The 22,166-nt window shown below is 64.6% G+C and carries 17 protein-coding genes; 13 read left to right on the top strand and 4 right to left on the bottom strand.

Annotated features, from left to right (window positions below; genetic code table 11):
- Positions 1-51 precede the first annotated feature (51 nt).
- The 7 genes from C0Z18_RS32595 (at position 52) to C0Z18_RS04205 (ending at position 7,375) form a co-directional block, all read left to right on the top strand.
- Positions 52-807 carry an alginate O-acetyltransferase AlgF gene (locus C0Z18_RS32595; RefSeq protein ID WP_158244195.1) on the top strand — a complete coding sequence of 252 codons (756 nt, stop codon included), beginning with the start codon at positions 52-54 and terminating at the stop codon, positions 805-807.
- Positions 808-845: 38 nt separating this feature from the next.
- Entirely contained in the window at positions 846-1,862 is a 1,017-nt protein-coding gene (locus C0Z18_RS04230; protein ID WP_158244194.1) for an alginate O-acetyltransferase AlgX-related protein, read from the top strand.
- Positions 1,859-3,052: an alginate O-acetyltransferase AlgX-related protein gene (locus C0Z18_RS04225; protein WP_102644131.1), complete on the top strand. Its 1,194-nt coding sequence runs from the start codon at positions 1,859-1,861 to the stop codon at positions 3,050-3,052. The genes C0Z18_RS04230 and C0Z18_RS04225 overlap by 4 nt, the downstream gene beginning before the upstream one ends.
- 13 nt (positions 3,053-3,065) lie before the next feature.
- The gene (locus C0Z18_RS04220) at positions 3,066-4,673 is read left to right on the top strand and encodes an MBOAT family O-acyltransferase (RefSeq protein WP_102644130.1); all 1,608 of its coding nucleotides are present in this window, start codon (positions 3,066-3,068) and stop codon (positions 4,671-4,673) included.
- A 34-nt stretch (positions 4,674-4,707) separates the two neighbouring features.
- Entirely contained in the window at positions 4,708-4,971 is a 264-nt protein-coding gene (locus C0Z18_RS04215; protein WP_102644129.1) for an acyl carrier protein, read from the top strand.
- 9 nt (positions 4,972-4,980) lie between these two features.
- Positions 4,981-6,480 (top strand): AMP-binding protein, encoded by a 1,500-nt coding sequence (locus C0Z18_RS04210; protein WP_102644128.1) that lies wholly within the window; start codon positions 4,981-4,983, stop codon positions 6,478-6,480.
- Between the two features lie 109 nt (positions 6,481-6,589).
- Positions 6,590-7,375, top strand: a complete 786-nt coding sequence (locus tag C0Z18_RS04205; protein WP_102644319.1) for an alpha-amylase family protein — start codon at positions 6,590-6,592, stop codon at positions 7,373-7,375.
- A 496-nt stretch (positions 7,376-7,871) separates the two neighbouring features.
- On the opposite strand, the gene C0Z18_RS04195 is transcribed toward C0Z18_RS04205, so the two are convergent.
- Together C0Z18_RS04195 and C0Z18_RS04190 are read right to left on the bottom strand one after the other, a co-directional pair.
- Positions 7,872-8,804 carry a hypothetical protein gene (locus tag C0Z18_RS04195; protein ID WP_146013926.1) on the bottom strand — a complete coding sequence of 311 codons (933 nt, stop codon included), beginning with the start codon at positions 8,802-8,804 and terminating at the stop codon, positions 7,872-7,874.
- 92 nt (positions 8,805-8,896) lie between these two features.
- On the bottom strand, positions 8,897-9,562 hold the full coding sequence (locus C0Z18_RS04190) for a TetR/AcrR family transcriptional regulator (RefSeq protein ID WP_102644318.1): 666 nt from the start codon (positions 9,560-9,562) through the stop codon (positions 8,897-8,899).
- A 188-nt stretch (positions 9,563-9,750) separates the two neighbouring features.
- On the opposite strand from C0Z18_RS04190, the gene C0Z18_RS04185 reads away from it, so the two are divergent.
- The 4 genes from C0Z18_RS04185 to motB all read left to right on the top strand — a co-directional run bounded on the left by C0Z18_RS04185 (position 9,751) and on the right by motB (position 14,355).
- Complete coding sequence (locus C0Z18_RS04185) at positions 9,751-10,329, top strand: hydrolase (protein ID WP_102644125.1); 579 nt, start codon at positions 9,751-9,753, stop codon at positions 10,327-10,329.
- A 483-nt stretch (positions 10,330-10,812) separates the two neighbouring features.
- Positions 10,813-12,108, top strand: coding sequence for a chitinase (locus tag C0Z18_RS04180; protein WP_269845291.1), 1,296 nt, complete (start codon positions 10,813-10,815; stop codon positions 12,106-12,108).
- A gap of 333 nt (positions 12,109-12,441) precedes the next feature.
- Positions 12,442-13,320 (top strand): flagellar motor stator protein MotA, encoded by an 879-nt coding sequence (motA, locus tag C0Z18_RS04175; protein WP_102644317.1) that lies wholly within the window; start codon positions 12,442-12,444, stop codon positions 13,318-13,320.
- 18 nt (positions 13,321-13,338) lie between these two features.
- Positions 13,339-14,355 (top strand): flagellar motor protein MotB, encoded by a 1,017-nt coding sequence (motB, locus tag C0Z18_RS04170; RefSeq protein WP_102644123.1) that lies wholly within the window; start codon positions 13,339-13,341, stop codon positions 14,353-14,355.
- 126 nt (positions 14,356-14,481) lie between these two features.
- Here motB and C0Z18_RS04165 read toward each other — a convergent pair whose 3' ends face one another.
- Complete coding sequence (locus C0Z18_RS04165; protein WP_102644122.1) at positions 14,482-16,059, bottom strand: tetratricopeptide repeat protein; 1,578 nt, start codon at positions 16,057-16,059, stop codon at positions 14,482-14,484.
- A gap of 99 nt (positions 16,060-16,158) precedes the next feature.
- On the bottom strand, positions 16,159-17,133 hold the full coding sequence (locus C0Z18_RS04160; RefSeq protein WP_102644121.1) for a glycosyltransferase family 2 protein: 975 nt from the start codon (positions 17,131-17,133) through the stop codon (positions 16,159-16,161).
- A gap of 416 nt (positions 17,134-17,549) precedes the next feature.
- On the opposite strand from C0Z18_RS04160, the gene C0Z18_RS04155 reads away from it, so the two are divergent.
- Together C0Z18_RS04155 and C0Z18_RS04150 are read left to right on the top strand one after the other, a co-directional pair.
- Positions 17,550-20,150, top strand: a complete 2,601-nt coding sequence (locus C0Z18_RS04155; protein WP_158244193.1) for a glycosyltransferase — start codon at positions 17,550-17,552, stop codon at positions 20,148-20,150.
- A gap of 182 nt (positions 20,151-20,332) precedes the next feature.
- Positions 20,333-22,126, top strand: coding sequence for an O-linked N-acetylglucosamine transferase, SPINDLY family protein (locus tag C0Z18_RS04150; RefSeq protein WP_233217037.1), 1,794 nt, complete (start codon positions 20,333-20,335; stop codon positions 22,124-22,126).
- The last annotated feature ends 40 nt before the right edge of the window (positions 22,127-22,166 follow it).

The following is a 22,166-nucleotide window of genomic DNA, read 5'->3' as shown; positions in this document are numbered from 1 at the left end:
GCCCGAGGACATACGACCTTGTTTAGGACTTCTCAAGAAAAGATCGGAACGATGATGAAACGAACCTCACGCTTGCCTCGGCGTGTGCTCGCGACGGCGAGCCGCGCGAGAACGTATGGAACTGCCGCCCTGGCGTTGGCGCTCGCATCCGTGTCCGGCGCGGTGTATGCCGGCGCGGACGACGTCGCGAGCCTATACGGCCCTCAGCCGCCGGCCGACGCCACCTATGTGCGCGTGGTCAACCTGTCCCCGCGCGCGGCGAAGCTTTCGTTGCCGGGCGCCGCGCAGCCGATCGATCTCGCGCCCGGCGCGGCGACGCGGCTCGAAGTGGTACGACCCGGCACGGCGTTGCGCGTGAAGGTCGATGGCGGCTTGGCGGCGGGGCAGACCGGCCTCGCACCGGCGGCCGGTGCCGATACCGTGGGCGAGACCGTCACCGTGGGGCTCGAGCACGACGCCGCGGGTGGCTGGCGAGCGAAGCCCATCGCCGCCGCGGCGGCCGGCGCCGATGCGTTGCGGGCGCAACTGCGCGCGTTCAACTTCGTGGACGGATGCGAGGCCAAGATCGCGCTCGAGCAGAACCCTGCAACAGCGGTATTCACGGCCGTCGCGCCGGGCCACGTGGCATCGCGCTCGATCAATCCGGTTGCGGCCACGCTCGTCGCGGTATGCGGCAATGGGCTGTCGCAGCCGTTCGCACTGCCGCGGCTCGCGGCCGGGCAAAGCTTCAGCTTGTTCCTATCGGGCACCACCGCGCATCCGGTGCTCAGCGGCGCGATAGACGCGCTCGATTGGCCCGCGCGGTGAGCGGCACGGTGACGCGTTCTTTGGAAATCATTTCAGCCATGCAATCGAATCGTTCTATCGACGCGGGCACCACGCCCGCATTGCGGCGGCGGCGCTTGCTGCTCGCCTTGGCGGCCGCACCGTTCGCGGCCGGCCTTTCGTTCGTGCCGCGCGCGGCGCTCGCGGCGCGCCAAGCCGTCATCGAAGGGCGCGACCGGTGGTTGTTTCCCGGCTGGGAAAGCTATGTGGACGACGACACCCCTGCGTGCCTCAAAACCGTGGATCTGATCGCCGCCGCGGCCGGCAAGCTGGCGGCGCACGGCATTCGCTGCACGATCGTCGTGGCACCGCTGAAGGCACGCGCGGCCGCGGACAAGCTGCCAGAGGGCAACGCGCTCTCTCCCGCGCTCGCGCAGCGCTACGCGTCGATGCTCGCGCATGGCAAGCAAGCCGGCCTCGACTTCGTCGATGCGGTGGCTGCGCTCGGCAACGTCGACACGAGCCAGGACAGCACTTACATCCGGGCCGACTATCACTGGTCGGCACATACCGCCGAAGCGGTGGCCGATGCGGCGGCCGATCGGCTGCTGGCCGCGGGCACGTTGCCCGGCGAGCTTGCCGCGCCGCCCGCATTGGGCGAATGGACCGAGACGATGGATTTCGGCGATCTCGCGACGTTGCTGGCACCCGAGCGCAGGCGAGCGATCGGCAAGGACCGGTTCATCGTGCGCGAGCAAGCCGACGGCGGCGGACTGCTCGCCGATGCGACTCCGGTCGTGCAGGTGGTCGGCAACAGCATGGTGCAGCCGTACCTCGGTTTCCCGCAGCGGCTCGCGCATACGCTGGCGCGGCCGGTCGGGCTGACCTGGACCTTCGGCGATACGGGGCCTTGGAAGACGCTGCTCAATTATCTCGAGTCGCCTGGCTTTGCGGCGCAAAAGCCGCAGGCCCTGGTGTGGCAGTTCAACGAAGGGCAGATGGCTTATGGTCCCGGTGCGTCGGGGCAGTGGGACGCGCCGTCGATCATGGCCGAGGGGGCGTGGCTCGATCGAGTCGAGAAGGCGCTCGCGCGATGAGCGAGGCCGCCGTTCGACACGAGACGAGCGCACAGGCGCGGCGCCGAGAGGAGTCGCCTCACGCGCCCGGCGAACCCCAACGCGCGCACGCCGCGATGGCCGCGTGTATCGCCGCGCTACTGCTCGCGGGGTTCGTTCTTGCGCTGGCCTCGCTCGGCAAACATGCGAAGACCGACGCGGCGTTTGCGCTCGACGACATGAACGCGTGGCGCAACGGCGATGCGATGCGCGCCGTCGATCGTGCGATCGACGTGCCCTATGGCGCGGCGCTGCGGCGGGCGAGCGCGGCTGTGCGCTATCGCCTCTTCGGCGACTTGGGGCCGCAAGTCAGCGAGGGTTGTCCGGGCTGGCTGTTTTATACGGACGGCCTGCGCCCGCGGCCGTCGGCGCAAGCGCAGGCGCCGGCACCGGTCGCGCTGCGCGAGCAGATCGACACGATGCACCGGTATGCCGATGCGCTGCGCAGGGAGGGCATCACGCTCATCGTCGCGACGGTGCCCGACAAGTCGCGCGTCGAAACCGAGGCGCTGTGCGGCTTGCATCAGGACGCGCGAATGACGGCACGCTGGGACGCGTGGCGCGGCGCACTCGCGAGCGAGGGGATCGTGCAGGCGGACCTGCTCGGTCCATTGACGGCCGCGCGACCGTCCTTCTATCGCACCGACGTTCACTGGAATGCGCGAGGCGCGCAAGCGGCTGCCGATGCCTTGGCCGCCGTCGTCCTGCCGCACGTCGGCGGACGCGGCCCGACTCGCTTCTCCGTGGAGCCGGTCGCCGGCGTCCGCCCGCGCGTGGGCGACTTGTTGGAACTGGCCGGTTTGGCGAACGTGCCCGAGAACTGGCGGCCCGCCGTGGACGTCGAGGTGCCGGAGACGGTTCGCGCCGAGCATGCGGGCGGCTTGCTCGACGAGACGCCGCCGGCCCAAGTGCTGCTCGCGGGCAGTTCGTTCTCGCGCCGCAGCGGCTTCGCGGATCGCTTGGGACGCGCGCTCGGCCAGGAGGTATGGAACGTCAGCATGGACGACGGCCGCTTCGATCGCGCGTTCGCCTCGATCTGGGCGCGGCGCGCCGCATGGCCGCGCTCGTTGAAGGTCGTGGTATGGGAGATGTCGGAGGATGCATTGTCCGAGCCGCCCGAGCAACGATCGGAGCCGCTCGCCGTGCGTGCCGATCAAAGCCGGCGAGACTGAGGGACCGATACCGATGCTCTTCAACTCCTTCGTCTTCCTGACGCTCTTCCTACCGCTCGCACTGGCTTCGTACTATGCGCTGGGCTCGCGCTCGCCGCGGCTGGCCGCATCGTGGCTGTGCTTTTCGTCGTTTGTTTTTTACGGCGCGTGGGCGCCCGCGTTCGTCGGCTTGCTCGTGGCCTCGATCGCTTTCAATTACGGCATGAGCCGCGCGATCCTCGCCTCGCCACCGCGCTCGCGCGGCCGTCGAACATGGCTCGCCGCGGCGATCTGCGTCGATATCGGCCTGCTCGTGCGTTACAAGTATTGGGCGGCCATGGCGGGCGCGCTCATCGAGTGGTTCGGCCTCTCGCCGCACGGGTGGCTGGCTCAACCATCGGCCGGCGTCGTGCTCCCGCTCGGCGTTTCGTTCTTTACGTTCACGCAGATCGGCTATCTGCTCGATTGCAACGCGGGCATCGTCAAGCGTTCCGATGCTTTGGGCTTCGTGCAATTCGTCACGTTCTTCCCGCATTTGATCGCGGGCCCCATCTTGCATCACAAAGAGATGATGACCCAGTTCGCGCAGCCCGAAACGTATCGGCTGAGGGCCGAGAACATCTCGGTGGGCGCGAGCGTCTTCGCGATCGGCTTGGCCAAAAAGCTGTTGTTGGCGGATGCGCTCGCACCGTACGCCGATGCGGGCTTCGCGGCGCCCGGCGCGTTGGGCGCCTGGGCCGCTTGGGGGACAGCGCTTGCGTACGCGCTGCAACTTTACTTCGATTTCTCCGGCTATTCGGACATGGCCGTCGGCCTCGCGAAGATGTTCGGCGTGCGCTTCCCCTTGAACTTCAACTCGCCCTTCAAGGCCGCCAGCATCATAGAATTTTGGCAGCGCTGGCATATGACGCTCACGCGTTATCTGACGGCGTATCTGTACTACCCGTTGTCGATGCGGATCAACCGGCGGCGTGCCGCACGCGGCTTGCCGATCGGACGCGCCGCGCAGTCGTCGCCCTCGGGCTTCGCGGCGACCGTCGCCGTGCCGACGTTCTACACGATGGGGCTGGCGGGGATTTGGCACGGCGCTGGTGTTCAGTACTTGATCTACGGCTTGCTGCATGCCGCCTATCTCACGGTGAATCACGCGTGGCGCAACAGGCGCGCGTCTCGGCACGCGAGCCCGCCGGCTTCGTCCGGCTTTGGAGCGAAGGCAGGGCACGTGATGAGCGTATTGACGACCTTCGCCGCCGCGCTCGTCGCCTTCGTCTTTTTCCGCGCACATGGGGTGGGCGATGCGCTCGCCATGCTCGAGGCGATGGCCGGTGCGAAAGGGTTGGGCTCGAGCGCGTGGCCGCCCCTCGATGCGGGCGTGTACGGACCGGCTTGGCTCAGGCTTGCCGTAGGCCGCGCGATGCCGGCACCGCTGCTGGCGTTGGCGCTCGCCATCGCGTGGTTCGCGCCGAATTCGCACGAATGGATGGGGCGCTTCTCGCCCGCGCTCGAGCGCGCTTCGGGTGCGGTTCCGGCGCGGCTCGCTTGGTCGCCTTCGTGGCAATGGACGGCGGCGGTGGTGCTTCTTTTGCTCGTGTGCGCCGCGCAATTGCATGGGGAAGTGCGCTTCCTGTATTTCCAGTTTTGATTTTGTGACCGCTTTCATTCGAAGGGAGATCTCGATGACCTCAATCCAACATCCCGTGCCCGCGGCGGCTCTCGTGGAGCAAGTCCGGGCGCTCGTCGAATCGGTCGTCATGCGCCGGCTCGACGCCGACACCCCGCTGATCGAATCGGCACTGGTGGATTCGGTCCTTGCGGTAGAGATCGCATTGCGCGTCGAGACGACGTTCGGCGTGCAAGTGCCGCCGACCGAGTTGGGCGAGCATCTGGCGAGCGTGGCGGCATTGGCCGCCTACATCGCCGACAACACTACGCATCGATAGGCGGCCGGCATGCGTTTCGATTTAGCCGAGAGCCGCTTCGTCGAGTCGGACGTGCGCCCCGATGCGCCGGCGGTCATCGCCGCGGACGGTCAACTGAGTTGGCGCGAGTTGGCCAATGCCGCCGCCGCCTGGCGCGACGCCGCGTTGGCCGAGGGCTTCGAGCGCGACACGCCCGTCATCGTGCGCGGGCACAAGGAAGCTCAGTTTTTCGTGGCACTGACGGGGGCGCTGCTATTGGGCGCGCCGTTCGTGCCCGTCGATACGGTCTATCCCGACGAGCGTATGCGGCGCATCGCGCGCACCCTCAATGCATCGGTTTACTTCGATGCACGCCGAGGGTGCTTCGAGCGCTTGGATGCGAATGGCGAAGCGATGCAGGCAGGGTCCCGCGCGCCGGTGTTGCGCGAAACGGATCTCGCCTACGTGCAGTTCACCTCCGGGACGACCGGCGATCCCAAGGGCGTGCAGATAGGGCGCGAAAGCGTTGCTTCGCTCGCGCAGTGGATGCATGAGGACTTCGCGCTCGGGCTCGCGCCGGTCTTTCTGAATCAAGCGCCGTTCAGCTTCGATCTATCGATGTACGAGGTGTTCGGTACGCTCGCGCTCGGCGGCACGATCGTGATGATGTCGCGCGCCGCCTGCTTGCCCGGGGCCGCCTTCATCGAAGCGCTAGCGAACGCGGGGGTGAGCACTTGGGTGTCGACGCCGTCGTTCGCGCAGCAGCAGTTGCTCGATCCGCGACTGACGCAGGCATCGTTGCCGTCGCTAACGACCTTCTTGTTTTGCGGCGAGGCCTTGCCCGTGTCGCTCGCCCAGCGTTTGCGCGAGCGGTTTCCGAACGCTCGCATCATCAACACCTACGGCCCGACCGAGGCGACGGTGGCGGCGACGTGGATCGTCGTCGACGATGCGCTGCTCGCGGCGCATCCCGAGCGCTTGCCTGTCGGGTTCGCGCGGCGCGGCGGCGAGGTATTCGTCGAAGGGGACGAACTATGCATCGCGGGGCCGTATGTCATGCGCGGCTACTTGAACCGGTCCGACCTGAATGCGACGAAGATGTTCGAGCGCGACGGCATGCGGGCCTTTCGCACCGGCGATCTCGGGCGTGCCGATGCCGATGGTTTGCTCTATTGCGACGGCCGCATCGACGATCAAGTGAAGCTGAACGGCTATCGCATCGAACTGGCGGAGATCGACGCGGCGCTGGCCGCATTGCCGGGCGGGGCGCATGCGGCGGCGGTGCCGCTGCGGCGTGCGGACGGTACCGTGGCGCGCATCGTTGCGTTCGTCGAAACCGGCGCCAACGACGAATCGGGGGCTCGGCTTTCGTTGCCGGCGGATTGGCGCGTGCGGCTTGGCGATCGCTTGCCGCCTTACATGATTCCTTCCGAACTCATCGCGTGCCGGTTGCTGCCGTTGACGATCAACGCAAAGATCGACCGCGCGCGTCTCGCGGATGAATATCGTCTCGCCATGCAGGAACCGGCGGCACCTGGCAATGGACGGTAGATCGATTGAGCGTGCGCGGCGCTGGACCCGTGCGGCCGCGTTTGCCGGGTGGGCGGTGGCATTGTCGAGCATGGGTGTGGGTGCGGCATTCGCCGCGCCGCCCGCGGCGATGCGATTGGAACCGCTTCAGCCGGCGCTGGCGCAAGGGATCGTTTGGCAGCCTGACGAGGACCATGCGAATCCGCGCGGCGACTGGGATGCGCTCGGCGTCAGCGATCTGCTCGTGCAATGGACGGCCGTGGACGACGAAGCGCTCGTGCCGGCGCCCGGGCTGGAAACGGCATCGCGATTGCCCGATTGGCAGCGCATCGGCCAGGAGCCTTGGGCGCGCGACGTCATCGTCGGCCTTGCCGGGCGCTTCGATGAAACGCAGGCGCGCAGGCGACTCGCTCATCTCGCGGCGCAGTCGCTCGCGCTGGCCTCGGCGCCTTGGCCGATGCACGTTACCGGTTGGTATTTTCCGGTGGAGGTGGACCCGACTTGGACCGATGCGAAGGCGCTGGCGCCATTGCTCGAGCGGTTGCCTAAACCGCTTTGGATCAGCGTCTACGACAACTCGAACATCGGCGGAGCGGCGCTGGCGGCTTGGCTGGACGGGTGGTTGCCGCGCGACGTCGGGGTGTTCTTCCAAGATGGGTGCGGCGACTACGTGCGCGAGCCCGCGGTGGCGCGGGACTATGCGCAGGCGCTGGCGGAGCGTTTGGGGCCCGCGCGGGTGAGGATCATCGCCGAGGCGTTTCGCGGATTGCCGGGTGGGAAATTTCGCGCCGCGAAGGCGGCGGAATTGACGCCGCAACTGCGGGCCTATCGCGGATATCGCGTTTATCTTTTCGACGGCCCGCACTATGTGTCGTCGAAGCTCGTGCGTCAGGTGGTGGAGAGGGCGGGGGAGTAGGGGGTATAAGTGTGGGATATACATCGAGCCGTGCGGGGAGACTAGTCGCGCCTCGTGGCATCCGCATGGCGTCTTTTTACCGGCGATCTAACCTCTATCGCGTTAAAGCGACGGATCGTCAGGATCGAGCCCAAACGCAGCCAGCGTCTCCCGCCGCATATGCTCCTGGATGGCTCGTGGATCCGTCGGCCGCAACGGACTGCGCGTCCCGTCCGCTGTGTCGGTCGGCAGGTTTCCGACGTTGCGCTGCGAGGGGTTCTGAAGCTCATGAATTTCAAATAGATCCTGCTGGGAAATGGACGAGGGGCGGGCGTTGGGTGCGCCGGTGTGACATTGCGGCTCGTGCAACTGCCGGACTACCTCGGTCCGCACGGCGTCGTGCAGCTGCTGTGCGATTTCCGCCCGTACGACTTCGGGAAGGTCCGGCCCGACGCGTTGCTCGCCCCGCGCTTGCGGGCGACCGGCACGCCGCGGTCGCGGACGGTGTGGATCGACCCTAAAACCCATAATCCAGAATTCCCTTATCAGTCAAATACTTGACCAACCTTAGCATCGAACGGCTGTCCACTGCAACCTCGAAACGCACGCTGCGGGCCGTCCCGTTGACAAACCAGAACTGCGTACCACCCTCGCGATCTAGTAGCTGATGCAGGGACTGCACGGAGCCATCGGCGACGCCTGCTGGCAAGTGCGGATAATGCGCTATTAGCGGCTCGTCGTCCCGTCCTCCGAACGCCCCGTCGAAGCCATAACGCGGCCACGCGTAATAGCCAAGGAAACGTTGCATTCCTTTCGGCGTGGCCGTCTTGCGGCCGCCGATCGCGTAGGCGTGAATCGAACCGATCCGAAGCGCAAGGCACGCGCGCACGATCCGGCACAGCATCGCGGCCCCGATCCCGGCTGGTGCATTGGCGCCGTAATGAATCTGCTTGAGGTAGACGTAGAATTGTCGGTCAGGGGCGACGCGCACCTCGATGTGATTGCGCGTCGGGATCAGCGACGGATGGGTCACCTCGAAAATGAGCGCCTGCCCGTCGGAGTACATATCGACCGTCGCATTGCGGGGCGCTCCGCAAAGATGCACCAGGGTCGTGTCGGAAATGTGGTCCATGCCGAGTACGTCTGCTGCATCGACATTGTTGCGAGAGATTGGCAGCTCATCGTCAAACCATTCCGGTTCGAGCGTGCACAAGGCCAGTCGTAGCGAGGAGGCATGGGTTGCGGCCGTGACGGTCCAGGAGAGGAGCAAAGTATAAAGAGCCGCACCGTCTGACCCGAGAGGGGCAGGATTGCTCCCCCGAGCGCAATCGGCATGTTCGCGGAACACAAGGCGTCTTTCGCGGAAAATAAGTAAGAAATGGGCGAAAATCGGCTCAATAGGCGAGTCTTTGTGCCGGCGCCCGATGCCCGGATTTCGCGTGGTTTTCACACGCGGCGACGTTAGGTCTTTTTGAGAGAGGTATTCGGCCCAGTGTCGTATCGATCGAGATTAGCTGTCCATGGGTAGGGGACAAACTACTTCTAACGTTTCCCTCGCGAAGCCCCCGCCCCCGGATCTCCGAACGTCTCATCCAGATACCGCATCATCACGCGTTCCAAGTCGTCGATCACGGCCCCTCGATGCGCGAAGGATGCTTCGCTCTGAATCGCCACCGCGGCCTTCATCAATTGTTGAACCACCGCCGCGCGGACCTGCGCCTCGGCCGCCTTCATACCCGGCGCCTTTGCACGCAAGACTGCCGCGATCTCCGCGCGAATCCGCTCTCGTACGCCCACCACCGCCGGCAGTGAACGGCCCGGCGTCTCAACGAGCGGCGCGAACGCCGGATGTGCTGCTCGAAATGCCACCAGCGCCCGCGTCAGCCGATGCGCCAACGTCGCGACATCGAGCGTCGGCGCCGCCTCGCGCAATTGACCGAGGCCCTCCATCAACGTCGCCAAATAGGCCTCAAGCAGGGCATCGGCCAACACATCCTTCGTGGGAAAGAACTGATACAGCGAGCCGATCGAGGCCCCCGCGCGTGCCGCGATGGCCGTCATCGTCGCCGCGTCGAAACCCTTCTCGGCGAATTCCGCACCAGCCCCTTCGAGCAGTGCCGCGACACGCGCGCGGCCGCGCTCGCGGCGAGGCGCCTTCGCGTCCGCACGGACGTCATCGTCGGAATGACTTGCATTTCGTGAGGCCATCCTCATATACTCCATTTTGTGAGGCCATCCTCGCATTCGTGAGGTGTCGTTCTCATTAGACCCGTTTTGCCGGCCATGCTCAATGGCCTGCCGGCGGACGCCGTCACGCGATTATCGAGCGGAGCAGATTCGATGCGCGCTCGGCCCCACGCGATCAACGCCGCAGCCAAGGACATCAAGGACCCATCATGGACACTATCGATCCACGTACCACCGCGCTCGTCCTCATCGATTTGCAAGAAGGCATCCTTCCCTACGGCAAAGCGCCGCACGCGGCCGATGCCGTGTTGAACGCGGGCGCGCGGCTCGCCAAGCGCTTTCGTGAAGTAGGCGCACCCGTCGTGCTCGTGCGCGTCGGGCCGAGCCCCGATTTCGGCGACGTCTTGCGGCAAAGCGTCGATCAAGCCCCGCCCGTGCCGGCGGGCGGGTTGCCGCAGAATTGGTGGACCTTCCCCGCTGAACTCGAAGTGAGCGAACGCGACATTCAGATCACGAAGCGTCAATGGAACGCGTTTTACGGCACCGAACTCGATTTGCAGTTGCGCCGGCGCGGCATCAAGACGATCGTGCTTGCGGGGATCGCCACCAACATCGGTGTCGAATCCACCGCGCGCGCCGCGTTCGAACGCAACTACGCGATCGTCTTCGCGGAAGACGCCATGAGCTGCGCCTCGATCGAGCAGCACGAAGCATCGACTCGCTTCATCTTCCCGCGCCTCGGGCACGTGCGCAAAACCGGCGACGTGCTCGCCGCCATCGAAGGCTAACTCGAGCGCGATCCAATCGACGCATCGTGCGGCCCCGGCGCACGATGCGCTCCTCGCCTGAACCCGTCGCCGGAGCGCTCCGAGTTCCGGTATCGATTGGTCTCTTCACATCGCATGCTCGTCGTGCAATCGTCCGATCGCAGCAAAGCGTCGAGCGCCATGTGCCGCACTCATGCAAGTGCCCTTAACCCTTAGCGTAAAGGGGCAAGCGCGCACGCACCGCAATTTTCCGGCCACTTGCGCACCATTCGGGATCGCCCTCCAATTGATCGTTTAAGTCGCCAATACCCACCATTTTTGGTGGGACCGCTTTAGTACCAATATCGCTGAGGATCTCCTACGATACGGAGCGATTCATCGCCGCCGGACTCGAGCGGAAGGATGCACGGCTCGCCGACCGGCACCTTCAAACGTAACGAGGGCAGACCCATGAAGCGAACAATCACGAAGGTACTCGCGGCAACCGCTTTTTCGCTGGCCGCGATGGCTTCGCAAGCGAGCAACATCTACGCACCGTACGTCGATATGACCGAATGGCCCACGCCGATCCTCGATAAGATCGGCGTGCAGCAAGGTATCCAGCAATTCACGCTCGCGTTCGTCGTGGCCGGCTCGGGCGGCTGCGTGCCGTCATGGGGCGGCGTGCAAGCCATCGGGCCCGGCATCAGTTCCGATCTGTTGACCGCGATTTCCGGCGGCATCACCAACTATCGGGCGAAGGGCGGCGAGGTGGCGGTGTCGTTCGGCGGCGCGAACGGCACGCCCCTGATGCAAGCGTGCACCGACGTGCCCTCGCTGCAAGCGGCGTTTCAAACCGTCGTAGACACCTATAGCCTCGCGCATATCGACTTCGATATCGAAGGCTCCTCGCAGGACGATCTGGCCGCGCTCGCGCGCAACTTCCAAGCCGTCACCCAATTGCAGACGGCAATGGCCGCCAAAGGCAAGACGCTGCATGTGACGCTCACGCTTCCGGTCCTCGCTTCCGGCTTGACCGGCGAAGGCATGAACGTGCTCAACGCGGCGATTCAAAATCACACCGCGTTCGACGTCGTCAACGTCATGGCGATGGACTACGGCCCGTCGGGCGTGGAGATGGGCCAAGCCGCGATACAAGCGGCCCAGTCGCTGTACGCGCAACTCGATACGGCCTTCAAGGCCGCCGGTCAGACGAAAACCAGCGCGCAACTGTGGCAGATGGTGGGTGTGACACCGATGATCGGCGTCAACGATACCCAGGGCGAGACCTTCACGCTCGACGACGCGCAGACGGTAACGAATACCGGCATCGCGAATAATTACGGACTCCTCAGTAATTGGTCGGCCGGGCGCGATGTCGCATGCGCAACGCCTGGCGGCTCGGCCTCCTCGAGTTGTTCGGGCGTAGCGCAGACGCCCTACCAATTCGCCTCAATCTTCGAGCGCTTCGCCGATCATTGGGGATCGGGCGTGACGAAAGATCCCTCGTACGGCGGCGGCTCGAGCGGAGGGACGGGCGGTTCGGGGGCCGCGCCTTGGTCGGCGTCGCAGGTCTATACCGCCGGCATGCAGGTGACCTATCAGGGCTCGACGTATCAAGCGCAATGGTGGACGCAAGGTGACGTGCCGGGGCAATCGTCGGTATGGAAGCTCGTCTCCGGCGCCACACCGAATTGGTCGGCATCGGTCGCCTATTCGGGAGGCAGTTGCGTCATGTACCAAGGCGCGAAGTACTGTGCCCAGTGGTGGACTCAGGGCAACGTGCCAAGCGACGGCGGAGTCTGGGTGAAATCGAACTGATTCCCATGTACCCCAAAGCCTGCCGGGGAATTTGATTCAAATCAACGAAGACACGCGATCGGCGAGCTTAGCCGATCGCCTTGCTTGCGCCAACTTGTCCCCTTTTTAAAAAACGATCGGTTGCCCTTTAGCTATCGCCAGATCGAGCCGTTAGCCAGGCATGAACGAATACGAGGCCGCATCAACAGCCCTCGTCGCGAGTGGTCCTGCGTCATACGCTCTACCGAGCCGTCTTCCGCTACCCGAACCGATAGGACTACGAACTGATCGTCCGTCGCGACTGCGCGCGTCGTTGCGCTTGTGATGTGCGGCCTATCGCTTTTGGAGAGTTTCATGTTTGTCGCAATCGGTTGGATCATGGTGCTGGGCGCCGTGATCGGAAGTTTCGTCGGTGAGGGCGGGCATCTGTTCGCCTTGATTCAGCCGTTCGAGTTGATGTGTATTTTCGGGGCTGCGTTCGGCGCGTTCGTGGTCGCCAACCCCGTCGCCACGCTGAAAAAGACGATCAAGAGCCTGCCCGCGTGCTTCAAGGGGCCGCGCTACGACAAGGCGAAGTACTTGGAGTTGATCGCGCTGCTCTACGAGCTCATGCAAAAGGCGCGCAAGGAAGGGATGATGGCGCTCGAGGCCGACGTCGATGCGCCCGATCAAAGTCCGCTCTTTCAGAAGTATTCCGTCATCGCGGGCGATCACCATTTGCTCGACTTCATCACCGACTACTTGCGGATGATGTCGACAGGCAACATCAACGTCCTCGAAATGCAGGACCTGATGGACGAAGAATTGACGACGCATCACGCCGAGGAATCGGTTGTCGCCAACGCGCTGCAAAAGATGGCCGACGGCTTGCCGGCATTCGGGATCGTCGCAGCCGTGATGGGTGTCGTCCATACGATGGCCTCGGTCGGCGCACCGCCCGCGGTGCTCGGCGAGATGATCGCGGCCGCGCTCGTCGGCACGTTCCTCGGCATTTTGCTGTCGTACGGATTCATCGGGCCGCTCGCCGATCTGCTGCATGCGAAGGGGCGCGCGGCCGCCAAGCCGTTCCAGTGCGTCAAGGCCGTTCTGCTTGCTTCGCTGAGCGGCTATGCGCCTTCGGTCGCCGTGGAGTTCGGCCGCAAGGTGCTCTTCACGAGCGATCGGCCTACGTTCCAAGAACTCGACGACACGGTGCGCGCGACGAAGGTCTCGAAGCCGGCGGCTGCTTCCTAACCGGCGATCGAGAACGAGATGGGCGATAGACTTTCCCGCGAGACGGCCGAAAAGCGGCCGATGAGCATCGTCGTGCGCCGCAAGCGCGGAGGCGACCACGAAGGCCATCACGGCGGCGCATGGAAGATCGCGTACGCCGACTTCGTCACGGCGATGATGGCGTTCTTCCTGCTCATGTGGCTGCTCGGCTCGACTTCCAAGTACGACAAGGAAGGGATCGAGAAGTATTTCAATACGCCGCTGTCGGCGTTGTTTTCCGGTACCGAGTCGAGTCCCGCGACGCCGTCGAGCATCGTGCAAGGCGGGGGCAAGAACATTGCCGATACGCGTCCGGGCGTCGGCGCGATGACGCAGCCGAACCCACCGGTGCAGGTCACCACGCCGCAATTGGCCTCGGATGAAATGCAGCGCCTGCAGCAGTTGAAGCAGAAGCTGACTTCGCTGATCGAGCACGTGCCGGCGCTCAATGCATACAAGGATCAGATCCGGATCTCGATCACGACCGAAGGGCTGCGTATCGAAATCGTCGATTCGCAAAACCGGCCGATGTTCGCCTCCGGCAGTGCACGGATGCAACCGTATGCGGTGACGATCCTCACGCAAATCGGTTCGGCGCTGAACGATGTCGAGAACCATATCTCGATCGCCGGGCATACCGACGACGTGCAGTATCAAGGCAGCGAGGACGGCTATACGAACTGGGAGTTGTCGTCCGACCGGGCCAACGCGGCACGCCGCGCACTCGTCTCGGGCGGGTTGCGGATCGAGAAGGTGTTGCAGGTGCGCGGTCTTGCCGATGTGCAGCCGCTGCAAGGCAACGATCCCAATGCCCCGACGAATCGCCGCATCAGCATTCTCGTCATGAACCGCGCGGCCGAATTGGCGTTCTATCGCGACGGCGGCCGCACGGCGACGATCAACGACGCGGCGTCGGCAGCGCCCGCGCTGCAAAATGCGGTGAAGCCGATCGCGATGCCTGCGCCGGTGGTGCCAGTGCCGGCGCCGCAGGCGGACGGCGCATCGAATAAGCCCTAACGATCATAGGTTGACGATGGCCGCCGCGTTTCAAGCGAGGGGCGCATATCTAACGCGAAATGCCAAACGCCGGTGACGGGCTGCGAAGTCCATCACCGGCGTTAGTTTATGTGGCGTCTTCGATCGTTATGAAGCCTGGCCGAATCGCGCCAGGGCTGCTTGCAATAACGCTTCGACAGGGGCGGACCAATTGCCGGCGCGGGGCTGGCGAAACACGCGCATCGTGCCGGGATACCACGGGCAATCGCTGCGTCCATGCAGCCAGCGCCAATCGGGATCGTGATGCGGCAACAACACCCAGCACGGGGTGCCGATCGAGGCGGCAAGATGTGCCGTGGAGGTATCGACGCTCGCAACGAGGTCGAGTTGGGAGATCAATGCCGCGGTATCGGCGAAGTCGCTCAACTCATGTCCAAGCGCGAGCACCGGCTGAAAAGCCTGCGGCCTTTGCGCTTCGTCTTCGTCTTGCCCTTTTTGCAGGCTCACGAACGAAGCGCCCGGGATACTCCAGAGCGGAAGTAGCTGCGCTAGCGACGCCAGGGAACGATGCGCGTCGTTGTGGTGGCGCGGATTACCTCTCCATACGAGTCCGATCCGAGGCCCGGGCGGCAAGGCGTTCGCAAGTCTTTCGCGCCAATAGGCCGCTCTCGCCGTATCGACTTTCAAATAGTCCGCGCTCGGAATCGTATCGAGCGTCGTGCTGAGATGCGTGGGCGCACTGAGCAAGCTCGTCCAGCAATCGTAGTCGTCGAATTTTGACTGAGCCTCGTCATGCGTGAGCAATGCGTCGAGGCCGTCGACCTGCGCGAATAGCCGATGTAGGGATGCCGCGCATACCATGTCGATCCGCTTGGCCCCCGCGGCTTTGAGCAGCGGCAGGTAGCGGCCGAATTGGATCACGTCGCCCAGTCCGTCTTCTTGCCAGACGAGCAGCGAGCGGCCCACGAGCGATTCGCCTTGCCACTGGACAAGGGGTAACGCAGCTTTCGTCCTGTGATGAAGAAAGCGAGGCAGCGCGTAGCGCGATTCGAACAGAGGCCAGCCCTCTTCGAACTTGCCGAGGCTCAACAGCAAGGTGCCGAGACCGAACCGCGCATCGAAGTAATCGGGTTGCAAATCGAGGGCGCGCCGGTAATGCGGTTCGGCTTCGTAGGGCTCATCGAGCGCGCGCAGCGCGGTCGCGAGGTTGTAGTGGCTCGGGGGCACGTCAGGGTTGAGCGACAAAGCGTGCCGGTAGACGTCGACCGCTTCCTGTGCCCGGCCCGTTCGCTGCAGGACATTGCCGAGGTTGTTGTAGACAGCGACCGCGCCGGGGCGCAGTTGGAGCGCCTTGCGGTAAGCGGCTTCGGCCTCGGCAAGACGCGCGGTGTTTTCCAGTACGAGACCCAGGTTGAAATGGGCGTCGGCGTGATCCGGGCGCTCGGCGATCGCGGCGCGCAGCGTTGCCTCGGCTTCGGACAAGCGGCCTAAATCGGCCAACACCAAGGCGAGTTCGACGCGCGCCTGGACATCGTGCGGCTCGATCGTGATGGCGAGATGCAAGGCGAGCGCGGCTTCGGGCAGCCGCTGCTGAGCGCGAAATATGCGACCGAGATTGCCGAGCGCCTCGGCGTCCTGCGGGTGAAGCGTCAGGGCTTGTTTGTAGGCTCGTTCGGCTTCGGCGAGTGCGAGGGGAGTATCGCCGGGTATCGAAGTGGCAGTCATCGAGTTCGTGGCTTTGCCACCCTAAGCGTCATACCGGGGGCGGCGCGCCCAAGATAGGCCGATCGCAGTGCCGTTCGAGCGCTATCGGTCTATGCACGATCAAGCGGCGATTGCGGCGCGTGCGACCCGGGCCGCGGCGACGCGCGTCTTCACGACGGCGCTGACCTGGGCCAGATTCGCCTGGAATCGCGGTGACGCGTGAAGCGTATGGACCGGTTCGTCGATGAGCTCGGCGAGGCCTTCGATAAAAGCATGAAGCTCCGGAAGGCGGGGCGCGAAGCCGGTGTAGAGCTGTTCGAGGCGTTGCTTCGCCGTGAGAATTTCTTTGACGGAGAATCTACCGTCCGCCGCCTCGCCGCGCAAAAAGAGCTCCCACTCCACCAGTCCCATCGAGAAAATCGGGCTTTCCGTCGCGGACTCCTGCGCGCCGTGCTTCCTGAATCCGCCCAGATAGCCGCCGACGACGGCGATCGGGCCTCGCTCGGCGACCGCGAGGTACGCGCCGACATCGCCGAGAAACTCGAGCGCGTGACCCTTGTAAAAGCTCATGTCGTCCAAATCGATACGGCTTTTGTCCAGCATGATGAAGCTCGGTTCGCCGACGAAATTGTGCATGTTCGCGATCATGCCCCGTACGAGGAAATCGCGGTCCATGAGCCCGATTTGGCCGTCGTTCAACAGATGCGGTGGCGTCTGCACGACGGCTCCCGTCGCATCGATCAAGGCGCGCTCGTGAAATGCCATCAACGCCTGCGGGTAAGTCTGCATGGCCTGTACGAGCTTTTCCACCGACGTCGGCATGAGCACGTCGTCGTAATACAGCCACTTCACGTACTTCCCGCTCGCTTTCGCCCACAGCGCGCGCGCGTTATCGCCACCGTTGTCGAAACCGTGGTGGAAGTACTTCAGCTTCGGGCTTTCGAATTGGCGCACGATCGGCTCGAGCGCGCCGTTCGACGTATTGTCGCCAACGAGGACTTCGATATCCGCGAAAGTTTGAGCAAGCGCGCTGGCGATCGCCTCCGCCACGAATTGCGGGCGATGAGCCGGAATCAAAATGCTGACGGTGGCCATGAAGTTGTCTAGCTCCAATTGAATTTCACGTTGCAGCGCTCATAGCGAGGCAGCCGGGCCCGGCCCGGGGCGCGGCACGCCGAGCACACCGGTGCGGTGGGGCGATGTCGCGCGGCATTCGGGCCGTAGCGTATCGAAGCAATTTAGCATCGTCGGCGAGGGGGCAATCGGAGAAACAGAGCCCCGATCCCTGTCTAATTCCTGTCATCCCGCCCGGCCGGCACGCGATCGCACAAAAAGACGCGAAAACGGTGCGCTGTTCCGTCGATTGGGCTTGCGGGCATGCCGCTAAGCTGGCGAAGTCGAGAATTTCGCATGCGCGCCGCGCGTCGGGATGGCGGCCCGTTCGTTACCGGGGCGCTCCCAGCCGCTCGTTTCGAGCAGTGCTCAGTCAGCAGAAGGAACAATTCGATCTCATGGCAACCGTTAGTATTCTGATCGCGGCGCGTCGAGCCGAGTATCTTGGCCGCGCGCTGGTCAGCGCGCGGCAGCAAACGTTCGACGATATCGAAATCCTAGTCGGAGACGATACCATCGACGCCGCGTTGCAGCCGATCGTCGAAGGGTTGGACGACCCGCGCGTGCAGTACATCCATACCGGTTTCGAGGACGCTCGCCGCAACGCCGAGGCGCTGTGGCAGCGTGCGAGCGGCAAGTACGTCAAATGGCTGGCCGAAGACGACATGCTGATGCCGGCCTCGGTCGAGTTGCTGGTCGATGCGCTGCGCGCTCATCCGGAATCGGCGCTCGCATTTCATGCGCGGGTGTTCGTCAACGAGAACGACGAGGTCGTCCATGCGCCGCCCCTGATTGCGAAGGTTGGCGAGCGGGCGCTGATCGAACGCTCGTTACTCGTGAGCGAGATGGTCGGGCAACTGGACAATTTCGTCGGCGAACTGAGCAACGTCCTAATCGACCGCGAACGAGCGACGAGTGCCGACTTATTCTCGTATCGCTCGCTGCCGCTCGATTATCTCGCCGACGTCGCAACGTATTTGAATCTTGCGCAACACGGCCCGCTGGTCGTTGCCGGCGGCTATTGGAGCATGCTGCGCCAACATCCGGAGCAAGCGAACCCGCAGTCGAAGCCGACTTTCAGCGCCGGCCTGTACGAATGGGAACTGTTCGCGCGGGGCGAAGCGGCGGCGGGTGTGCTCGATGCACAATCGCTGGCCACGGTGGCGAACCGCCTTCGCCGGCACTATGCGACCCATGCGGGCGAGCTACCTGAACTGCGCCAGTTGTTGGCCAATCTCGACGAGTTGACGGCGGGCGCGCCGCAGGCGCTATTCGACAACGCGCGTTTTCGCGCCGATTGGGCCGATGCGCGTTCGAGCGTGGCGGCGCGCGTGGCGCGGCATGCGCAAGACGCGTCGCAATCGGCCTCGGAGGCGGTGTATGCGAATGCGCCGGTGGCCGTCTCGCCGGATGGGATCGTAGCGAGCCACGTCCAAGAGCCAACGGCCCAACCGTCCGTCGCATCCGACGGCACCGCGGTCCCCGTTCAGGAGGCGAAGGTGTGCGTCATTTGCGAGCAGGGCGTGGACGGCTGGGTGCCGGACGGCCGTGCGCCGTCCGCCGGATTGGTCGGCGAAATCGCGGCGCTCGATTCCGCGCGCACCCTCTGCCCGAAATGCGGTTGCGGTAGTTCCGATCGGCACCTGTGGCTTTATATCGCGGTGACGGGATTGCTCGAAGCGGCCCCGGCGATGCGGGTCCTTCATATCGCACCCGAGAAGGCCATCGAGGCGCGCATTCGCCGGCTCGGCCCGCTCGAGTATCAGGCGCACGAACGGGTGAGGAGCGGTGCGAGCCAGCATGGCGTCGATCCGCAACGACTCGATTTTCCGAGCGATTACTTCGATCTGATCATCTGCAACCACGTGCTCGACCGCGTGGAAGACTCGGCCAGAGCGATCGGTGAACTGCACCGTTGTCTGAAACCGGGTGGCCATCTAATCGCGCAGACGCAATATGCGCCGATGCTGAAATACACGTTCGAACTCGCGACCACGCCGTCGATGCCGCTCGCCATGCGTTGTTTCGGCGAGCCGGACCGCATGCGCCTGTTCGGGGCGGACGTTGCCGAGCACGTTCGCGGGGCCGGCTTCGTCGGCGACCTCTTTCCGCACTCGGACGTATTCGGCGAGGGCGACAGTCAGGCTTGGGGCGTCGACACGAACGAACCGCTTTTCCTTTTCGTCAAACCCGATACCTCGACCCTCGCCGCGCAGGGAGGCGAGCAGGCCGCTCGCCCGGCCGCGGCTCCGGCTGTTGCCGCTGCTCAGCCTCAGTCCCAGCCGCAGTCCCGGCGCGCTCGCTCGCTCGACGATCGGCCGATCCGGCTCGTGTGCGCCACGCGGCATTCTCAGGAGGAATTTCTGCGCGAGACGGCGCTTGGCCGTTCGCTAACCGTCCAGCGCAACACGCAACCGCCCGAATTGCTGTTGTTCGATAACAATTCGACCGGGTTGCCCACGCTGTATAACGCCGCGATCGATCAGGCGGCATCCAGCCCGGTCATTCTCGTATTCGTGCACGACGACGTTTGGATCGCCGATCACTTCTGGATGACGCGCATTCGCGAAGCGCTGGCGCAATTCGACGTCGTCGGGCTGGCGGGCAATCGGCGCCGGTCGCCGATGCAACCGGGTTGGGCCTTTGAGACGCCCGATTTCAAATGGGACCGCCCCGAATATTTAAGCGGTACCGTTGGTCACGGCAAAGGCTTTCCGTGCACCGAAATCTCGTACTTCGGCCCGTCGGGCGTCGAATGCAAGTTGCTCGATGGTTTGATGCTCGTTGCCGATAGCGAGCGGTTGATCGAAAGTGGCGTGCGCTTCGACGAACAGTTCGAGTTCCATTTCTACGATATGGACTTGTGCCGCCAAGCCGAACTGAAGGGCTTGAAGATGGGTACCTGGCCGATCAGCGTCGTGCACGAGAGCGCCGGGGCGTTCAATACGCCGCCGTGGCGCGCGGGCTACGAACGCTATTTGCGCAAGTATGGCCAATGAGCATGGGCCGTCTTTTCACCGATCCGGTTGAACAGCTGGGACGGCGCACGGACGAGCGGGGCGAATCGACGCCCACCGGGAGCGCGACGGCAGCGCCGTCCGCGCCAACGGGGATCCGGTTCGTGACACCGCCCATCGTGGCCGGACGCGGCGCCGGCACGGCCCCTGCCGCAAAGGCGGCCGTGCCCGTTCGCCCCGCGCCCCCCGTCGAAGCCGGCCTTGCCCATCAACAAGCGGGCCGCTTCGCCGAGGCAGAGGCGATCTATCGCGAGATCCTCGCCGCCGATCCAGGCCATGCCGATGCGTTGCACTTGCTCGGTCTCATCGCTTACCACCGGGGCGAGTACGCGCCCGCGTGCGAACTCATCATGGCTGCCTTGGCCCGGCGCGAGAGCGAGATCTTCTACGGCAACCTAGGCAATGCGCTCGCCGCCCGCGGCATGCGCGCGGCGGCGATGGAGAGCTTTCGGCAAGCCATCGCGCTCAAGCCGGGGTATGTGCACGCGCATAACAATCTGGGTAATTTGCTACGCGAGGAAAGCCGTCTCACCGAGGCCGTCGAATGCTTCAAGACGGTCATTGCATTGCAACCCGAATACGCCGAAGCCCACAACAACCTCGCGAATGCGCTTGTCGATCTCGGCGATCTCGACGCGGCGATCGCAGCGTATCGCCGCGCGATTGCCCTGAAACCGGACCTCTTGGAGGCGCGCAGCAACCTGCTGTTCATCCTCAGCTACCGCGAGGACTTGGACCAAGCGGCGTATCTCGCCGAAGCCAAGGAATTCGGACGCATCGCCACGGCCGGGGCCAAGCCTTGGCGCCACTGGCTCGCACCGACAGCGCCTGGCCGCGACGGCCCGCTGCGCGTCGGGCTCGTTTCGGGGGATTTGAAGATCCATCCCACGGGCCATTTCCTCGAAAGCCTCCTGGCGCATATCGACCGCCGCCGGATCGAGCTCGTGGCCTATCCGACACGTCGCTTCGAAGATGCGCTGACCGCGCGTATCAAGCCGTATTTTTCGGCCTGGACACCGCTCTCTTCGATGAGCGACGAGCAGGCGGCGCATCGCATTCGGGACGATCGTATCGACTTGCTGCTCGATCTGTCGGGGCACATGAACTACAACCGCCTGCCGCTGTTCGCTTGGCGCGCGGCCCCGGTACAGGCGAGTTGGCTCGGATATTTCGCGAGTACCGGCTTGCCTGCGATGGATTACCTGCTCGGCGATCCCTACGTGCTGCCGCCCGACGCGCAAGCGCATTACACCGAGCGGCTCTGGCGGTTGCCCGACAGTTACCTGTGCTTCACGCCGCCGGCCGAGCAGGTCGCGGTCGGGCCGCTACCGCTCGAGCGCGAAGGCCTCGTGACGTTCGGCTGCTTCAATCATCTGATGAAGATGAACGATCGCGTCGTCGATGTCTGGGCGCGCGTCCTCCACGCGGTGCCCCGCTCGCGCTTGTTCCTCAAAGCGAAACAACTCGATGACGCGCCGACATGCGGAGCCACGCGCAAGCGTTTCGCCGCGCGAGGCATCGATCCGTCGCGCCTGATCCTCGAGGGCCGCTCGCCGCGCGGCGAGTATTTCGCGGCGTACAACCGGGTCGATATCGCATTGAGCCCGTTTCCGTACCCGGGCGGCACGACCAGCGTCGAAGGGCTGTGGATGGGCGTTCCGGTGCTGTGCCGCCAAGGCGATCGGTTCTTGTCGAATATCTGCACGAGCATGCTGCATTCGGCGGGCTTGGCCGATTGGATCGCCAGGGACGACGAGGACTACGTCGCCAAGGCCGTCGCCTTCGCGGCCGATGCGCCGCGCCTTGCCGCGCTTCGCCGCGAGTCGCGCACCTCGTTGCTCGTCTCGCCGCTGTGCGACGCGGCTCGCTATGCGCGTCACTTGGAAGCGGCTTTCGAGGCGATGTGGCGTGACGGCATCGCGCGCTTGGCTCGGACGCCGAGCGTGGCCAAGGCATGACGACGCGCTAGCGCGCATTGCCGCTTTTTTCCCATGACCG

Source organism: Trinickia dabaoshanensis (assembly GCF_002879885.1).
GTDB classification, from domain to species: Bacteria; Pseudomonadota; Gammaproteobacteria; order Burkholderiales; family Burkholderiaceae; genus Trinickia; species Trinickia dabaoshanensis.
This window is presented reverse-complemented; position numbering and strand designations above follow the sequence as displayed.